This is a genomic window from Pseudomonas thermotolerans DSM 14292, from assembly GCF_000364625.1.
Taxonomy (GTDB): domain Bacteria; phylum Pseudomonadota; class Gammaproteobacteria; order Pseudomonadales; family Pseudomonadaceae; genus Aquipseudomonas; species Aquipseudomonas thermotolerans.
On the sequence record NZ_KB822602.1, the window covers coordinates 116,269 to 134,151 of the forward strand.

Sequence of the window (17,883 nt, forward strand, 5' to 3'; positions counted from 1 at the left end):
ACATGACCGAAGCCCTGCGCCTCATCCTCGAAGACACCGACGGCACTCAGCTCGAGACCTCCTGCACCCGCTTTGCCGTCGTCTGGCAGGGCAAGGAAGTCTGGGTCCAAGCCGTCGGCGACCAGCTGCTTATCGGTGTGGACGTGGAGGAGGGCGATACCGAGTACGCCAGCCTGTTGCTGCGCCCGCAGGCCACCAACCTGGTCAGCCTGCAGCTGGAAATGGAGCCGATCGGCGAGGACGACGGTCACGTGCACGGCCCGGATTGCGACCACGATCACTGAGGTGATGTGATGCTAGCCCTCGGCAAGCTGCTTGAACTGACCCTGGCCGACCACGAGCCGGCGGCCAAGATCCAGCTCACCCAGGAGGGCGTGCGCCTACGCTGGCTGACCGAAGGGGCCCTGGAGGTGACGCCGCCGGCAGCCGTCGACACGGGGCTCGACCTGCTGCTCTCCGCCGGCATCCATGGCAACGAGACGGCGCCCATCGAGCTGCTCGACCTGCTGCTCCACGAGATCGCCCGTGGCGAGCTCAAGCCTCGGGCGCGGCTGCTGTTCCTGTTCGGCAACCCCGAGGCCATGCGCCGCGGCGAGCGTTACGTGGAGCAAGACATCAACCGTCTGTTCAACGGCCGCCACGAGCAGAGCAGTGGTCGCGAGGCACTGCGTGCCGGCGAGCTGGAGCGCCTGGCGGTCAACTTCTTCGCCCAGCCGGGGCGCAGGCGGCTGCACTACGACCTGCACACCGCGATCCGCGGTTCGAAGATCGAGCAGTTCGCCCTCTATCCCTGGGCCGAGGGGCGCCGGCATTCCGCCCTGGAGCTGGCCCGCCTGCACGCCGCGGGGATCGAGGCGGTACTGTTGCAGAACAAGCCATCGATCACCTTCAGCGCCTATACCTATGCGGCCCTGGGCGCCGAGGCTTTCACCCTGGAGCTAGGCAAGGCACGGCCGTTCGGCCAGAACCAGGCGGTCAATCTGGATCGCCTGGCCAACCACCTGCGTGCTCTGATCGCCGGCAGCGAGCCGCCGGTGGAACCCGCCGACGTGCAGCACCTCCAGCTGTTCGCCGTGGCTCGCGAGGTGATCAAGCACAGCGACGCCTTCCAGCTGCACCTGCCGCAAGACATCGAGAACTTCACCGAACTGCCCCAGGGTTACCTGCTCGCCGAGGACATCGCCGGCACCCGCTGGGTGGTGGAGGAGGAGGGGGCGCGGGTGATCTTTCCCAATCCACGGGTGCAGAACGGCCTGCGTGCGGCGATCCTCATCGTGCCGGCCGACGCCGCGCAACTGGCCTGAAGCGCTCCACGCGGCGCCGGGCGTCGCCTGCAGTTGAAAAAGTGACGTTTTTGGAGGTCCATGGGCCTTTCTATCGCATAACACTCTATGCGCGGCTCGCAAGGCCGATATAATGCGGCCCTTTGCCGGCGAACGCAGAACATTCGCGTTCGCCGCGGTCGAGCGACCACAGGCCGGAAAGGCCGGGTCTGGACTGCCTCTGCCACGACTCCGTCCCGCTTCGATCGCGGCTTCGTCCGTCGCAATCGCCGCCGTTTTCCTGAGAAAAGCCTATGAAAAGCGCAGAAATCCGTGAAGCCTTCCTCCGCTTCTTCGAAGAGAAGGGACATACCCGCGTCGCCTCCAGCTCGCTGATCCCGGCGAACGATCCGACCCTGCTGTTCACCAACGCCGGCATGAACCAGTTCAAGGACTGCTTCCTGGGCCTGGAGAAGCGCGCCTACACCCGCGCCACCACCAGCCAGAAGTGCGTGCGTGCCGGCGGCAAGCACAACGACCTGGAGAACGTCGGCTACACCGCGCGGCACCACACCTTCTTCGAGATGCTGGGCAACTTCAGCTTCGGCGACTATTTCAAGCGCGACGCCATCCACTATGCCTGGGAATTCCTCACCTCCGAGAAGTGGTTGAACCTGCCCAAGGAAAAGCTCTGGGTCACCGTTTACGCTAGCGATGACGAGGCCTACGACATCTGGCACAAGGAAATCGGCGTTCCTGCCGAGCGGCTGGTCCGCATCGGCGACAACAAGGGCGCTCCCTACGCCTCGGACAACTTCTGGGCGATGGGCGACACTGGCCCCTGCGGTCCCTGCACCGAGATTTTCTACGACCACGGCCCGGAAATCTGGGGCGGCCCGCCCGGCTCCCCGGAAGAGGACGGCGACCGCTACATCGAGATCTGGAACAACGTGTTCATGCAGTTCAACCGCACCGCGGACGGTCAACTGCACCCGCTGCCGGCGCCCAGCGTGGACACCGGCATGGGCCTGGAGCGCATCAGCGCGGTCCTGCAGCACGTGCACTCGAACTACGAGATCGACCTGTTCCAGAACCTGCTCAAGGCGTCTGCCGAGGCCATCGGCTGCGCCAACGACGATGCGCCGTCGCTCAAGGTGGTGGCTGACCACATCCGTTCCTGCAGCTTCCTGATCGCCGACGGCGTGCTGCCCTCCAACGAGGGGCGCGGCTACGTGCTGCGCCGCATCATTCGCCGCGCCTGCCGCCACGGCAACAAGCTGGGTGCCAAGGGGCCGTTCTTCCACAAGATCGTTGCCGCGCTGGTCGCCGAGATGGGCGATGCCTTCCCCGAGCTCAAGCAGCAGCAGGCGCACATCGAGCGCGTGCTGAAAACCGAGGAGGAGCAGTTCGCCAAGACCCTGGAGCAGGGGCTGCGCATCCTCGAGCAGGACCTGGCCGAGCTGAAGGGTACGGTGATTCCCGGCGACATCGTCTTCAAGCTCTACGACACCTACGGCTTCCCCTACGACCTGACCGCCGACATCGCTCGCGAGCGCGGCCTGACCCTCGACGAGCCGGGCTTCGAGCGCGCAATGGAGGCCCAGCGCGAGCGCGCCCGCGCTTCCAGCGCCTTCGCCATGGACTACAACGCCCTGGTCAAGGTGGATGGCGACACCAGGTTCCTCGGCTACGAAGGCACCAGCGGCAGCGGCAAGATCATCGCCCTGTTCGCCAACGGTCAGGCGGTGGACACCCTCAAGGAAGGTGAGGAAGGTGTGGTAGTCCTCGACCAGACGCCGTTCTATGCCGAATCCGGCGGCCAGGTGGGCGATTGCGGCTACCTGGAAGGTGCCGGCGTGCGCTTCGACGTGCGTGACACCACCAAGGTCGGTGGTGCCCACCTGCACCACGGCCTGGTGGCCAAGGGCAGCCTGAGTGTCGGCGCTTCGGTTAAGGCTGAGGTGGACGCCTCGGTCCGTCAGGCCACGGCTCTCAACCACTCGGCCACCCACCTGCTGCACGCCGCGCTGCGCAAAGTGCTCGGCGAGCACGTGCAGCAAAAGGGCTCGCTGGTCGACAGCCAGCGCCTGCGCTTCGACTTCAGCCACTTCGAGGCGATCAAGCCCGAGCAGCTGCGCGAGCTGGAGGACCTGGTCAACGCCGAGATCCGCAGGAACACCGCGGTGGAAACCGAGGAAACCGACATCGAGACCGCCAAGGCCAAGGGCGCCATGGCGCTGTTCGGCGAGAAGTATGGCGACCAGGTGCGCGTGTTGACCATGGGCGGCGGCTTCTCCGTCGAGCTGTGCGGCGGTACCCACGTATCGCGCACTGGTGACATCGGCCTGTTCAAGATCGTCAGCGAAGGCGGCGTGGCCGCCGGCGTGCGGCGCATCGAGGCAGTCACCGGCGCCGCGGCGCTGGCTTGGCTGAACGCCGCCGAGGAGCAGCTCAAGGAAGCCGCGACCCTGGTCAAGGGCAGCCGCGACAACCTGCTGGACAAGCTGGCTGCGCTGCTCGAGCGCAACCGCCAGTTGGAGAAGGAGCTGGAGCAGCTCAAGGCCAAGGCCGCGAGCGCGGCCGGCGACGACCTGGCCGGCCAGGCAGTGGCCGTCAAGGGCGCCAAGGTGCTTGCCGCGCGTCTCGACGGGCTGGACGGCAAGGCCCTGCTGGCCCTGGTCGACCAACTGAAGAACAAGCTGGGCAGCGCGGTGATCCTGCTCGGCAGCGTGCTGGACGGCAAGGTGGTGCTGGTCGCCGGCGTCACCCAGGACCTGACTGCCAGGCTCAAGGCCGGCGAGCTGGTGAAGCAAGCCGCGGCGGCGGTCGGCGGCAAGGGCGGTGGCCGTCCGGACATGGCCCAGGGCGGCGGCGTGGAAGCCGGCAAGCTGGACGAAGCTCTGGCCCTGGCAGTGCCCTTCGTCGAGCAGGGGCTGTAAGGAGCGGCGGCCGGGCTCGCGGCATGCCCGCGGGCCTTGGCAGTCTCTCGCGTTAACTGTTTAATGGTCGCCCTTTCGCGGGCTGAGGCAGTTTTGAAATGGCTTTGATCGTACAGAAATTTGGGGGGACCTCCGTCGGCACCATCGAGCGCATCGAGATGGTGGCCGAGAAGGTAAAGAAGTTCCGCGAGAACGGTGACGACATCGTTGTCGTGGTTTCCGCGATGAGCGGCGAAACCAACCGTCTGATCGATCTGGCCAAACAGATCAGCGACGGCAACCCGGTTCCGCGCGAACTGGATGTGATGGTGTCCACCGGCGAACAGGTGACCATCGCGCTGCTGGCCATGGCGCTGATCAAGCGTGGCGTCCCCGCGGTGTCCTACACCGGCAACCAGGTGCGCATTCTCACCGACAGTGCCTTCACCAAGGCGCGCATCCTGCAGATCGACGACCACAAGCTGCGCGCCGACCTCAAGGCCGGTCGCGTCGTGGTGGTCGCCGGTTTCCAGGGCGTCGACGAGCACGGCAACATCACCACCCTGGGCCGTGGCGGCTCCGATACCACCGGCGTGGCCCTGGCCGCGGCGCTGAAGGCCGACGAGTGCCAGATCTATACCGACGTCGATGGCGTCTACACCACCGACCCGCGCGTGGTGCCGAGGGCCCGGCGCCTGGAGAAGATCACCTTCGAGGAAATGCTGGAGATGGCCAGCCTTGGCTCCAAGGTGCTGCAGATCCGTTCGGTGGAGTTCGCCGGCAAGTACAACGTTCCGCTGCGCGTCCTGCACAGCTTCCAGGAGGGGCCGGGCACCCTCATTACCATTGATGAAGAGGAATCCATGGAACAGCCGATCATTTCCGGCATCGCCTTCAACCGCGACGAGGCCAAGCTGACCATCCGTGGCGTGCCGGACACCCCCGGCGTGGCCTTCAAGATCCTCGGTCCGATCAGTGCCGCGAACATCGAGGTGGACATGATCGTGCAGAACGTTTCGCACGATAACACCACCGACTTCACCTTCACCGTACACCGCAACGACTACCAGAACGCGTTGCGCATCCTTGAGCAGACCGCCCGTGACATCGGCGCGCGCGAAGCCGGTGGTGACGTGGACATCGCCAAGGTGTCCATCGTCGGGGTCGGCATGCGTTCCCACGCCGGTGTGGCCAGCCGCATGTTCGAGGCTCTGGCCAAGGAGGGGATCAACATCCAGATGATCTCCACCTCCGAGATCAAGGTATCGGTGGTCATCGAGGAGAAGTACCTGGAACTGGCCGTTCGCGCCCTGCACACCGCCTTCGAACTGGATGCCCCCGCCCCCCAGGGCGAGTAAGATAATCGCTTCGACGAAAGGCGCGGTCTTCCGCGCCTTTCATCGTTTTGTCGGCCAGCGCGGAACTTTCTTTCTGCGTGCGCTAGTCAATACTCAGGTTGAGGGCCAGGCCCTCGCGTGACCCGCTTGATAAGTGCGCAGGCCGCCACCATTTACTTTTTTGCAGACTGAGTTTGTTGTCCTGAACTGTTATCCGTGAGGAGAAAGGAATGCTGATTCTGACTCGCCGGGTCGGAGAGACCTTGATGGTGGGTGATGACGTCACCGTCACCGTGCTGGGTGTGAAGGGTAATCAGGTGCGCATCGGGGTCAATGCTCCGAAGGAGGTCGCGGTACACCGTGAGGAGATCTACCAGCGCATCCAGAAAGAGAAAGACCAGGAACCAAGCCACTAATTTTTCTAAAATTTTTGGCTTTGCAAACGGGGAAAACATGGGTATCATGCGCCCCGTGTTGCGGAGAGGTGGCCGAGTGGCCGAAGGCGCTCCCCTGCTAAGGGAGTACACCTCAAAAGGGTGTCGGGGGTTCGAATCCCCCCTTCTCCGCCATGTTTGCATTACTGGGTTGTCCCGGGCGCTTCGATAAGTCTTTGATTTTATTGAAATAGTGCTTGATTCTCGCGAAGGGCTCCCTATAATGCGCACGCTCAGCGCACTCGTAGCTCAGCTGGATAGAGTACCCGGCTACGAACCGGGCGGTCAGAGGTTCGAATCCTCTCGAGTGCGCCATCTTCAAGAAGTCTGCCTTCAGGATGAAGGCCAGGCTGGCTGGAAACCAGAGGCGATCTGGTCAAAAAGCGCCATCACGCACTCGTAGCTCAGCTGGATAGAGTACCCGGCTACGAACCGGGCGGTCAGAGGTTCGAATCCTCTCGAGTGCGCCACCCCGAAGGGCCTGCAGCGATGCAGGCCCTTTTCTTTGTCCGCGATTTTCCCCGGCGGATCTGGCACTCCATCCAGGAGCGGGGATTGCCAGCCCCTGCGTGGCCATTCGCGCTGCACATGGCGGGGTGGGCGCTAGTTACGGGGATGTGTCCTGTTGGCCGTATCGCACGTCGCAAAGGCATGCAGTCGACGCTCAACTTTGACGTGCAACTGTTTGTTCTTGCCAAGATTTTGTCACCTGAAACGGGTTGCTCGGTGCTATCATGTGCGCCGTCTGCCCCGCCGGGGCTTGTTGGGCATCACCATGGACTTACCCAGTAGATATTCAAATCCGCTATCCGACTCGTACCTGATCGTCTGAGCCCTTGTAGCGCGCGCCGCTGCTGGGGTGGAGCGTGCTATGACCGAAGTAGAAGCCAAAAAGCCGCAAGAAAGCCTGCAGGACCGCCTCGCCTGGGTAGTCGACCTGCTGCACCGCCACAAGCTGGATGAGGACCTGGAGCATCGCCAGGACCGCCAGTATCCCGAACATCTCGTTGAGCTGGCGCGCCGCGAGAACCTCGCCGAACTGCAGCGCCGCCTCGACGAGCTGCACTCCGCCGACGTCGCCCACATCCTCGAAGCCCTGCCGCTGGATGACCGCCTGACCGTCTGGCAACTGGTCAAGGCCGAGCGCGACGGCGACATCCTCCTCGAAGTGTCCGACGCGGTGCGCGAGACGCTGATCGCCGACATGGACGATCACGAGATCCTCGCCGCCGCCAAGGAACTGGACGCCGACGAGTTGGCCGACCTGGCGCCGGAACTGCCGCGCGACGTGGTCCACGAGTTGATGGAGTCCCTGGACGCCCAGCAACGCGAGCGGGTGCGTTCGGCGCTGTCCTACGAGGAGGACGAGGTCGGCGCGCTGATGGACTTCGAGATGGTGACCATCCGCGAGGACGTCAGCCTGGAGGTGGTGCTACGCTACCTGCGCCGCCTGAAGGAGCTGCCGGGACACACCGACAAGCTGTTCGTGGTGGACTACGACGGCATCCTCAAGGGCGTGCTGCCGATCAAGCGGCTGCTGGTCAACGACCCGGAGAAGCTGGTGGCCGAGGTGATGGCCAGCGACCCGGTGTGCTTCGAGCCGGACGAGGACGCCCATGACGCGGCCCAGGCCTTCGAGCGCTACGACCTGATTTCCGCTCCGGTGGTGGACAAGAACGGCAAGCTGATCGGCCGTCTGACCATCGACGAGATGGTCGACCTGATCCGCGAGGAGAGCGAGAACGAAGTGCTCAGCATGGCCGGTCTGCGCGAGGAGGAGGACATTTTCGCCTCGGTGTGGAAGTCGGTGCGCAACCGCTGGTCCTGGCTGGCCGTCAACCTGATCACCGCCTTCGTCGCCTCGCGGGTGATCGGCGTCTTCGAGGGTTCCATCGAGAAGCTGGTCGCCCTGGCCGCGCTGATGCCCATAGTGGCGGGGATCGGTGGCAATTCCGGCAATCAGACCATCACCATGATCGTCCGCGCCATCGCCCTGGACCAGGTGGCCACCGGCAGCACCCGCCGGCTGCTGCGCAAGGAGCTGGGCGTGGCGCTGATAAACGGCCTGATCTGGGGCGGGGTGATCGGCGGAGTGGCCTGGTGGCTGTACGACAGCTGGTCGCTGGGCGCGGTGATGACCGCGGCCATGACCCTCAACCTGCTGCTCGCCGCACTGATGGGGGTGCTGATCCCCATGACCCTGCTGCGCCTGGGCCGTGATCCGGCGATGGGTTCCAGCGTGATGATCACCGCCATGACCGACAGCGGCGGTTTCTTCATCTTCCTCGGGTTGGCCACCTTGTTCCTGCTCTAGGCTGGGCAGAGGCCTGGCATAAAGAAGGTTCATCGCGCTTTCCCGGGGAAGGCGGCCTTGATTTTCAGGAAGAAGTAGGCCGAGTCCCGGGAACCGCAGGCCATGCGCTTGATCGCTTTGATGCGCTTGCTCACGTCCTCCAGGACGACGCCGGTATGCGGAAGCAAGCACAGGCGGGAATGCCCCGGGCCTATTCGCGCAGGTTGCGGGCGAAGCGCTGTAGCGGGGACCGCTGTCCCGGGCATGCCGCAGCCAGCTTCGCCAGCGCGCTAGCCTTCCCGCACGCTGGGGGCGTGCCAGACATCCTTGAGCGGATAGACCGTGGCCAGCGACTGGTTGGCCGCGAGCAGTTTCTGCAATCGCACGGCTTGCCCGTCCTTCGGGTTTTCGCGATTGCGCAGCAGTAGCCATGACCACCAGTCAGTCAATCCGCTCGGTTGCCTGCTCACAACTCAGGCAGTCGACGTGATGCACCGGCAGTTGTCGCAGGACGTGCTGGTCGAATCGCGATCACGCACCAGGCGAATCCGCCGCTCATGGATCGGCGGACAGGCTTGGCGGCAACGCCCGCCTTGGGGGCGGAGCGGCTTGCGGCGTCAATTCGATCAGCAGGGGCGGCAGTGGGGCAGGCGATGACGGCGTAGCCTGGCCAGAAAGCAGGAGGATCAATAGGATGCGCGGCGGCAGCAGGGGTGGGGGCGACTGCCAATCGGCCCACTTCCCTGGCTGTCAACTCGTTCTTTCCTCTGGTCCCGCGAAGAACCACAAAAAAGCCGGACGAGACCTGCAGGTCTGCGTCCGGCTGGGGAATCGGGGAGAGACTTGGCGGAGCCTCTCCGGACCTGATCAGAACTTGTTGTTCAGGTCGATGCCCGACTTGCCCGGGGCCAGGATGTTGTTCGGGTCCAGGGCACGCTTGATGGTGTGCTCCAGACGCCGCTTCACCTCGCCGTAGCTCTGCGCCACGCGCTCCTGGAACGCGGTGTTCACCCGGTACACGGCGTAGCCGTGCTTCTCGAACTCGTCCAGCAGTTCGCTGAAGCAGGCGTGGGCGCGCTGGGTCTCTTCCGGATTGGTGCGGTCATACAGCACGTCGATCACGTGGTGCATGTCGCGCCAGCCGACGATGAACTCGCCGACATAGTCCAGACCGTGCTTGTTGAGAATGCGCTTGGCCATCTCCTGCTGCTTGGCGCACTCGCTGCCGCGGGCCTGGCTGACCGGGGCGAACCACATGGAGCCGCCACCCCCACGCCAGTTGTACAGGCCGAATTCCTGCAGGTTCGGCACGCCGGACATCAGCTGGGCGCGGTACTTGAACGGCTGGGTATCGCCGGCCTCTTCCTGGGTGACCAGCTTGCCCTTGCCGAGTTTCTTCAGAGCCTCGGTGACGATCTTCCAGTTGACATCGACCTGTTCCTGGGTGCCGTACAGCGCGGCGTAGACGTTCCAGGCGCCGAGGTTCTTGTCCTTCTGGATCTGCTTGAGGATGGCCTCCGAGGTGGCACCCGGCTCGCTGGTGTAGTCGGAGCGGCGGGTGTTGCAGGTCGCGGCTTCCCACAGCAGGCCGGCGATCACCACGGCGTTGGGGATGACCTGGGCGATACGCAGCGGACGGATGAATTCGACGATCTCGTTGATGTCGGTCTCTTCTTCGAACTTGATCTCGAAGGGCTTGAACACCGGCGGCTTGGGCATCAGCCAGAAGCCCATCTTGGTGCAGATGCCGTAGTTGGCCTGGGTGAACATGCCGTCCAGGGTCGGGCCGAAGCCCCACTTGAACACCTGCCAGGAGTTGGAACCCTTCACGCCGCCCATGCCGGTGCGGTACACGTCACCGTTGGGCAGCACCACTTCCATGCCGCACTGCATCAGGAAGTGCTCACCGTAGGGGGTGTAGCCCACGCCGCGGTCCATGGTGTTGCCCAGCGGGCCGGCGATGGCCGAGGGCGCGGAGAAGGACAGCATCAGCGGGTAGTTGTGCTCCTGCAGGTAGTCGTACAGCTGCTGGTAGGTGACGCCCGGCTCGACCAGGGCGTAGCACAGGTCCGGATCGACCTCGATGATCTTGTTCATCTTCTTCAGGTCGAGGATCACCTGGCCGCGCTGGCCCGGGGCGGCGGAGCCGTAGCCGAAGTTGCGGCCGGTGGAGATCGGCCACAGCGGGATCTTGTGTTCGTTGCAGATCTTCACCACGCCTTGCACTTGCTCGACGGTGGTGGCGGTGAGGGCGGCGGACGGGGTGTGCTGGGCATCCTCCACGGCCATCATGATCTTGTTGTAGGGGATCAGCTGATCGTCCTGGACCAGGACGTTCTCATCACCCAGCAGCTTGCGGAACTTGGTCACGGCCTGCTGGAAGTTGGCAGCGTCCACTCCGTGCGGGAGCGGGCTCTTGTTGGTTTGCTCGGTCATGTAGTCAGCTCCTTCAAGCTTCGATCGAGAACGAAACGAAATGGCCGGTCAGCGATGCGCGCTGGTGGCTGGTCAGCGGAACCTGGGTGGCGTCCAGGCGGCCCAGGGTGGCCAGGGTGAAGCCCAGGGTGGCGGCCCACTGGCCGGCGGTGTCGCTGCGCCGGGCCGGGGCGGACAGGTGTAGCGGCGCGTGCTGGTCGTGAATGTGCTGGGCGCTCAGCTCGAAGCCGGCGCCGCAGGCATTCAGCTGACGGCCCAGGTTCAGGGCGCAGCCGCTGGCGGATGCGGCACCCAGCAGGCGGTGCCGAGAGCCCTCGACTTCGATGCCGTGCTGGCCGAGCCACTGCACCCGGGCGCCGGCGCTGCGCGCCAGGTCCAGGACCAGGGCGGCGCTGGCGTCATCCAGCAGGCCGATGACGCGCTGTGGGCGACCGCTGCGCAGGCGCTGCTCCAAACCCAGGAGGAACTCCAGGCCGGCGTCGGTGCGCTGTACTTCCACCTGACGGGCCAGGGGGCTGGCACCGATGCCCAGCAGGAAGGCGGACTCGGCGGTCTGCGCGTTGACCAGGGCGAGGATCGGTTGCTCGGGCAGGGGCTGACCGGCCATCGCCTTGGCTACGGCCAGGCCGGAGCTGCTGAGAGTCATGCCGGCCAGGCTGCCGAGGGCCATGCCCTTGAGCAGAGAACGACGTTCGACGTTCATGCGAGGCTCCTCATTGCTGGGCGGCAGGTGCCGGGGCCTTGGAGATGTATTCGGCGACCTGTTGCAGCGACTTGTCGTCGATGAAGGAGGCCGGGAACGCCGGCATGGCGCGGAAGCCGTGGCGGACGATGGCGGTGATGTACTGCGGCGGCAGCTCGCGGCCTTTGATCACCGGGCCGACGCCAGCTTCGTGGCAGTGACCGCAGATCTTGGCATAGACGTTCTCACCGCCTTTCCAGACGCCGTCGCCGTCGGCTGCGGCAGCGCCGGCGAATAGGGTCAGTGGCAGGGCAAGGCAAGCGGCAAGGGTCCGCTTCACAGCAGGACGGTCGGGGAGTGGGGACATGGCGTTCTCCGTATTGTTATGGATGGAGCGGTTCATCAGAACGGATAGGGACGCGGTGCGTGCTGCACGGTGATCCAGTGATCGGTAGTGAACTCCTCGATCGCCCAGTCGCCGTTGAAGCGGCCGAGGCCCGAGTTCTTCTCACCGCCGAACGGCGCGTTGGGTTCGTCGTTGACTGGGATGTCGTTGACGTGGGTCATGCCGGCGTGGATCTGCTGGGCGAAGCGCACGCCACGCTCCAGGTTGCTGGTGAACACGGCGCTGGACAGGCCGTACTCGCTGCGGTTGGCCAGTTCCAGGGCGTGCTCGGCGTCACGCGCGGCCTGGATGCCAACCAGCGGGCCGAAGATTTCCTCGCGGGCGATCTCCATGTCGGCGGTGACGTTGCCGAACACGTGGGGCGGCAGGACGTTGCCCTGCGGCTCGCCGCCGACCAGCAGCTTGGCGCCCTCGGCCTGGGCCTGGGCGATCTTGTCCTTCAGACCGGCCAGCTGGCGGGCGTTGATGACCGGGCCGACCACGGTCTCCGGCTTGCTCGGGTCGCCATAGGGCAGCGCTTTGACGCGCTCGACGAAGCGCTCGGTGAAGGCCTCCAGCAGCGGCTGCTCGACGATGATGCGGTTGATGGCCATGCAGATCTGCCCCTGGTGGAGGAACTTGCCTACCACCGCAGCGTTCACCGCCTGCTCTAGGTCGGCGTCGGCGAGGACCACGAACGGGCTGTTGCCGCCCAGCTCCAGAGCCACGTGCTTGAGGTGTTCGCCGCCGCTGGCGATGCGGCCGATGTTGCGGCCCACCTGGGTGGAGCCGGTGAAGGAAATGAAGGCCGGTACCGGATGCTCGACGAAGGCGTCGCCGATCTCCGCGCCGGAGCCCACCACCACGCTGAGCAGACCGGCGGGCAGGCCGGCTTCCTCGAAGATGCGCGCCAGTAGCAGACCGCCGGTGACCGGGGTGTCGCTGGCTGGCTTGACCACCACGGCGTTGCCCAGGGCCAGGGCCGGCGCCAGGGAGCGGGCGGTGAGGTGCAGCGGGAAGTTCCACGGACTGATCACGCCGATCACCCCCAGGGGGGCGCGGTAGACGCGGCTTTCCTTGCCGGGGATGTTGGAGGCGACGATGCGGCCGTGCACGCGGTTCGGCAGGCTGGCCGACTCCAGGGTGATGGCGCGGGCGGCGCCCCACTCGATCTGCGCCTTGATGCGGGTGCTGCCGGACTCGCGGATCAGCCAATCGATGATCTCTTCGCGGCGCTCGTCGAAGATGCGTACCGCCTCGAGCATCACCCGGGCACGCTCGGCCGGGGCGGTGGCGGCCCAGGCGGTCTGGGCTTCGCGGGCCTTGCGGTAGGCCTCATCGAGGTCCTCACGGCTGGCCAGAGTGATGGTCAGCAGACGTTCCTGGCTGTAGGGGTCGGAGACGTCCAGGGGGCGACCGGTGCTACCGGCACGCCACTGGCCGGCGATCGGTTGCAGTTCGAGGTTCGCATAGGCAGAACGAGTGATACTCATCGCTTGTCTCTCTTTGTCTAGACGAAGGCGTGACTGCCGCCAGCCAGGCGGCGGCCGCAGGGGGCACGGCTACTCGGTTACTGTAGGCGTGGTATCAGGCTTCGGCTGGGAAGCCCGCTGTGAACGAGGTGCGGGAGGTGGGCAAGGGGAGGCGCAGGCAAATAATCGTCATGGCGGTCACCGGATTCTTGTTATGAAAAATGCACGTGACCCGGCTTAAACAACTATCGTGCCAGCTCTTCATTCAATTATTTTTCTATATAAAACAATGGCTTATGAAGGGTGCTCGGAAATTTCCAAGAGAGCGGGCAGGGGTGTCGCAGAAAATTGTGCAGAGAAACCTGCGGTCCTGCGGAAAGCTCGGCATTTTGGACGAACGGTATCGGCTCATCGAATCGGTGCGTTTATCGGACGGATTCATCCCCATGCCGACGAGCTGCGGCCGAGGTCGCATTGACCGCAGCGGGTGGCAGCCCATACTGCTGCGTCTCGTACCTGCCTACCTTTTTCGATTCTCGACTGCCTATGACCAATACGACTTCGGGCAAGCCCGGGCGCGCCACCGACGAGTTCCTCCGACACATCCTCAGCCGGCAGAAGTGCCTGATCGTGGATCGCGCCAGCCAGTTCGATCCCCGGGGTCTGCCGTCGGCCGAGCAGCTGGCGGAAACCGTCGCCTTCGCCCCCCAGGATGGCAGCATCTGGCTGTGTGGCCAGCGCATGATGCTTCTGCAGGGGGCGGCCTTCGGGGCCATCCGCCGCGAGCTGATCGAGGCGCTGGGCATCGACAAGGCGCGCGGCCTGCTCACCCGCATCGGCTGGCAGGCCGGGGCACGCGACGCGGCGCAGGTCAGCGAGCAGTGGCCGGACGGCGACCATGCCAGCCTGTACAGCGCCGGGCCGCGCCTGCACATGCTCGAGGGCATGGTCAACGTCGAGGTGGTGCGCTTCGAGATCGACTCTGACATCGGCCATTTCTATTCCGAGTTCCTCTGGCACAACTCCCTGGAGGCCGAGCAGCACATCGCCACCTACGGGCTGAGCAACGAGCCGGCCTGCTGGATGGAGATCGGCTATGCCAGCGGCTATGCCTCCTCGCTGCTCGGTCGCCTGGTGGTGTTCCGCGAGCAGGAATGCCGCGCCACCGGCAAGCATGCCTGCCGGATCATCGGCAAGCCGGCCGAGGAATGGGAGGATTTGGATGCCGATCTGGCGCACCTGGATGCCGGCGACTTCCTCAGCCGCAGTACCTATACCGCCGGCCTGGAAACCGAGCTGGCCGAGCTCCCGGAAATGCCCGACGAGCCCTCCATGGTGGGGGTCTCCGCGGCCTTCGTGGCCGCCACCCAACTGCTCGAGCGGGTGGCGCCGACCCAGGCCACGGTGTTGCTCACCGGCGAGTCCGGGGTGGGCAAGGAACTGTTCGCCCGCACCCTGCACCAGGCCAGCCCGCGCCGCAACACACCGCTGGTGGCGCTGAACTGCGCCACCCTCCCGGAGAACCTGGTGGAGGCCGAACTGTTCGGCGTCGAGCGGGGCGCCTTCACCGGCGCCGAGCGCTCGCGGCCCGGGCGCTTCGAGCGGGCCAGCGGTGGCACCCTGTTCCTCGACGAGATCGGCACTCTGAGCCTCAGCGCGCAGAGCAAGATCCTCCGTGCCCTGCAGGAAGGCGAGATCGAGCGGGTCGGCGGCACCACGCCGATTCGCGTCGACGTGCGGGTGATCGCCGCCACCAACGTCGACCTGCGCCGCGAGGTGGCGGAAGGACGGTTCCGCGAGGACCTGTTCTACCGGCTGAACGTCTTCCCCATCCACCTGCCGCCGCTGCGCGAGCGCCGCGAGGACATTCCTCTGCTGATGAGCTACTTCCTGCGCAAGTTCAGCGCCCGTCACGGACGCCAACTGGCCGGGATCAGCGCGCGACTGGTCAATGCCCTGCTGACCTACGACTTTCCGGGCAACATCCGCGAGCTGCAGAACCTCATCGAGCGTGGGGTGATCGCCGCTGGCGACGGTGAGGTGATGGACGTCTTCCATTTGTCGGAAGGCGGCACCTCGCCAGTCTCTCCGCCGGTGGGTCTGACCGCCGAAGGGCGGCTCTCCGCTCCGCCGGAAATGACCGGACGGCGCAGCAGCACGCCGGCCACGCCGGAACGCAGCTCCGAGGTGTCGCGGGGCGCGTCGGACGAGGCGCCGGAGCTGGCCAGCCTGCTGGCCTTCGTGTCCGGCCGCGAGCAGGCCTTGGGCACCTCGCTGGAGGAGATCGAGCGGCTCCTGGTGCAGCTGGCGCTGGAGCGCTCCGGCGGCAACATCACCGCGGCCGCGCAGATGCTCGGCATGAGTCGGGCGCAGGTCAGCTATCGCTTGAAGGGGAAGTGAGGAGGGGCTGGATGGAGAGCCTCGCCGCCCCCCGGCCGGAGTCCGTAGGGGCCGGCCGGGAAGCGGGAACGGACAGCCGACGGCGTCCGTTCCCGAGGCTTGCGCTTAGAGCGGAGTGGTGAACTTCAGCCAGTAGGTCTGGCCTTCCGGGCGGTTGCGGACGCCGGACTCGTCCTGCCACTTGGCGCTGAACAGCCAGCCGTCCTTGCTGGCGTACTGGATCGCCGGGCCGATCGAGAAGGTGCTGCCACGGTTGCCGTGGGCCGCATCCACCGCAGCGGCGGCATCGCAGTTGGAGTAGCTGCACTTGTCGTCGCTGATCTGCTTGTAGGCGTGACCGCCGACACCCACCACCCAGCCGTTGCCCAGGCCCCAGCCGAGGGTGTAGTCGGCGTGCAGCTCGCGGCCGGACTGGTAGTTGGTGTCCTTGTTCTCGAAGTTGTAGTCGTGCATCAGGCGCACGTCGGCGTTGAAGCCGCTGGGATCCGCGTAGGTCATCGCCAACACGGCCTGCACGGTGTAGTAGTTGTTGCCCAGGTTGACCAGATCGTCCTTGTCGTACTCGCTGCCGGTGGGCAGCACGAAGTCGACGCCGGTGGCGATGTGGAACTTGTCGCTCAGGTGGTAGCCGAGCACCGGGCCGAGGTGGGCGTCGCCGATGCCGCGCTTGTGGTCGTGCCGACCGCCCACGTTGGCGCGCATGTCATTGAGTGGCAGCAGGGCGTGGAAGCCGAGCTGGCCGCCGAACACCTGCTGTTCGGTCACCCAGACGAAACGCGGCACTAGGGTGGTGACGCGCAGGTCGAAATCCACCGGAACCTTTTTGCCGGCATTGTCGCGCAGGGTGTCGGCCAGGTAGTTGCCGACGAACACCTGTCCGTAGAAGCCGGGCGGAGGCAGGATGCCCATGCCATGGATTTCGATGCCCATGGGCCAGGATGAGGCACCGCCTTCGGTGGCCTGGGCCAGGGTGGCACTGCTCGCGAGGATCACGGCAGAGGCGAGACGAGTCAGGGAGGAGGCACGGAAGGAAGATGATTTATACATAGCAAAGCCAGCCTTTGTTGTTATCAGCAAGGCGCGAAAGGTACGCCCCGGCCGGACAAGTCAACTAGCGTGCCAACTTCTCTGTTATAAAAAAATCCTTATATTTCAACCAGATAGATTTCTTTCTCGGTTGCCGCCGCGCGAAGCTGTTAAGAAAAATCCGCTCTGCCGAGGAAAAATCTTCAGCGGCTGCGCTGTTCCGCGGCCTGGCGGAAGGCCTGCGGTGAAATCCCGGTGAGGCGCCGGAAGAACCGCGAGAAGTAAGCCGGATCGCTGAAGCCCAGATGATCCGACAGCTGACTGATGGTCATGGTGGTATAGACCAGGTTGCGCTTGGCTTCGAGCAGCAGACGCTGGTGGATGATCTGCAGGGCGGTCTGCCCGGTCAGTCGGCGGCACAGGTTGTTGAGGTACACGCTGGACAGCCCGAGCCTGTGGGCAAAGGTCTCCACTGTGAGGTGCTCGCGGTAGTGGGCCTCCACCAGGCGGATAAAGTGACTCAGGTACTGCCCGTAGCGCTCATCGCGGTTGGCCGGCGGCAGGTTTTCCTGGCCGCGCCGGCTGATCCACACCATCAACACGTTGACCAGAGAGTGCAGCATCAGGTCGCGGGATGGCTGGCTGGCGTCGTACTCGCGTTGCAGGGTAGCGAAGAGGGTGTTCAGGTGGCGGCGGTCGCGGCCCACCGGATAGCAGCCCGGTGCGGTGAGTACCCGCAGCGGTCCCAGCTGTTCCTCCAGTTGCGCTACCAGCGGCGCGCCCAGGCTAAGCACGTAGCCTTCGGTATTTTCCGAGAAACGGAAGCCATGCACGCACAGCGGCGGGGTAACCTGGATCGTCGCCTCGCGGACCTCCCGCAGCTGTCCCTCGATCTCGATCAGTGCCGGGCCGCGCTGCACGTAGAGCAGCTGGAACAGGTCGGCGTGGCGGTGCGGCTGGATCTCCCAGTGGTGCAGGCGGCTGCGTGCCGGGATGGATTCGCAGTGCAGCAGATCGGGCGTCGGCCAGGCCTGCTCCTCGCCGTAGAGCTTGAAGACGGGAACGCTGGCGGGCGTGGTTTTCGTGGTCATGGCTGTGCCTGGGGTGGAGGGGCGACGGACCGCGAGTCGGTCCGATAATCGCCCGGTGTTTGTAAAAGTACCATTTATAGGCTGATTTTTACCTTCTTTGGCGGTCTCTTGAATAAAAAAATACAGGCATTCCCGCGGCTTGCCTGA

Annotated in this window: 13 protein-coding genes, 3 tRNA genes and 1 pseudogene; 10 read left to right on the top strand and 7 right to left on the bottom strand. The window is 65.1% G+C overall.

Annotated features, from left to right (window positions below; genetic code table 11):
• The first annotated feature begins 2 nt into the window (after nucleotides 1–2).
• From H165_RS0104580 to mgtE, 9 genes are all read left to right on the top strand, one after another.
• Nucleotides 3–284: a hypothetical protein gene (locus H165_RS0104580; protein ID WP_017937735.1), complete on the top strand. Its 282-nt coding sequence runs from the start codon at nucleotides 3–5 to the stop codon at nucleotides 282–284.
• A 9-nt stretch (nucleotides 285–293) separates the two neighbouring features.
• On the top strand, nucleotides 294–1,304 hold the full coding sequence (astE, locus tag H165_RS0104585) for a succinylglutamate desuccinylase (RefSeq protein ID WP_017937736.1): 1,011 nt from the start codon (nucleotides 294–296) through the stop codon (nucleotides 1,302–1,304).
• 272 nt (nucleotides 1,305–1,576) lie between these two features.
• Nucleotides 1,577–4,201, top strand: a complete 2,625-nt coding sequence (alaS, locus tag H165_RS0104590) for an alanine--tRNA ligase (protein WP_017937737.1) — start codon at nucleotides 1,577–1,579, stop codon at nucleotides 4,199–4,201.
• A 98-nt stretch (nucleotides 4,202–4,299) separates the two neighbouring features.
• Nucleotides 4,300–5,538 carry an aspartate kinase gene (locus H165_RS0104595; protein ID WP_017937738.1) on the top strand — a complete coding sequence of 413 codons (1,239 nt, stop codon included), beginning with the start codon at nucleotides 4,300–4,302 and terminating at the stop codon, nucleotides 5,536–5,538.
• Nucleotides 5,539–5,747: 209 nt separating this feature from the next.
• Complete coding sequence (gene csrA / locus H165_RS0104600) at nucleotides 5,748–5,933, top strand: carbon storage regulator CsrA (protein ID WP_003283978.1); 186 nt, start codon at nucleotides 5,748–5,750, stop codon at nucleotides 5,931–5,933.
• A gap of 62 nt (nucleotides 5,934–5,995) precedes the next feature.
• Nucleotides 5,996–6,086 (top strand) — tRNA-Ser (locus H165_RS0104605).
• Between the two features lie 103 nt (nucleotides 6,087–6,189).
• Nucleotides 6,190–6,266 (top strand) — tRNA-Arg (locus H165_RS0104610).
• Nucleotides 6,267–6,344: 78 nt separating this feature from the next.
• Nucleotides 6,345–6,421: transfer RNA gene (locus H165_RS0104615), tRNA-Arg, on the top strand.
• Between the two features lie 401 nt (nucleotides 6,422–6,822).
• Nucleotides 6,823–8,265, top strand: a complete 1,443-nt coding sequence (gene mgtE / locus H165_RS0104620; protein ID WP_017937739.1) for a magnesium transporter — start codon at nucleotides 6,823–6,825, stop codon at nucleotides 8,263–8,265.
• 29 nt (nucleotides 8,266–8,294) lie between these two features.
• Here the strand turns inward: mgtE and H165_RS19920 are convergent.
• The 5 genes and pseudogenes from H165_RS19920 to pchA form a co-directional block, all read right to left on the bottom strand.
• Nucleotides 8,295–8,675: pseudogene (locus tag H165_RS19920) on the bottom strand (transposase); the annotation flags it as partial.
• Between the two features lie 436 nt (nucleotides 8,676–9,111).
• Entirely contained in the window at nucleotides 9,112–10,680 is a 1,569-nt protein-coding gene (locus tag H165_RS0104635; RefSeq protein ID WP_017937742.1) for an FAD-binding oxidoreductase, read from the bottom strand.
• Nucleotides 10,681–10,693: 13 nt separating this feature from the next.
• Nucleotides 10,694–11,383 (bottom strand): hypothetical protein, encoded by a 690-nt coding sequence (locus H165_RS0104640; RefSeq protein WP_017937743.1) that lies wholly within the window; start codon nucleotides 11,381–11,383, stop codon nucleotides 10,694–10,696.
• A 10-nt stretch (nucleotides 11,384–11,393) separates the two neighbouring features.
• On the bottom strand, nucleotides 11,394–11,729 hold the full coding sequence (locus H165_RS0104645; RefSeq protein ID WP_036987237.1) for a c-type cytochrome: 336 nt from the start codon (nucleotides 11,727–11,729) through the stop codon (nucleotides 11,394–11,396).
• Nucleotides 11,730–11,764: 35 nt separating this feature from the next.
• Nucleotides 11,765–13,240 (bottom strand): 4-hydroxybenzaldehyde dehydrogenase, encoded by a 1,476-nt coding sequence (pchA, locus tag H165_RS0104650; RefSeq protein ID WP_017937745.1) that lies wholly within the window; start codon nucleotides 13,238–13,240, stop codon nucleotides 11,765–11,767.
• Between the two features lie 525 nt (nucleotides 13,241–13,765).
• On the opposite strand from pchA, the gene H165_RS0104655 reads away from it, so the two are divergent.
• A complete protein-coding gene (locus H165_RS0104655; protein WP_017937746.1) occupies nucleotides 13,766–15,619 on the top strand; it encodes a sigma-54-dependent Fis family transcriptional regulator in 1,854 nt (617 codons plus the stop codon).
• Between the two features lie 105 nt (nucleotides 15,620–15,724).
• Here H165_RS0104655 and H165_RS0104660 read toward each other — a convergent pair whose 3' ends face one another.
• A complete protein-coding gene (locus H165_RS0104660; protein ID WP_051059483.1) occupies nucleotides 15,725–16,666 on the bottom strand; it encodes a SphA family protein in 942 nt (313 codons plus the stop codon).
• Nucleotides 16,667–16,848: 182 nt separating this feature from the next.
• The gene (locus H165_RS0104665; RefSeq protein WP_017937748.1) at nucleotides 16,849–17,736 is read right to left on the bottom strand and encodes a helix-turn-helix domain-containing protein; all 888 of its coding nucleotides are present in this window, start codon (nucleotides 17,734–17,736) and stop codon (nucleotides 16,849–16,851) included.
• Nucleotides 17,737–17,883: the final 147 nt, after the last annotated feature.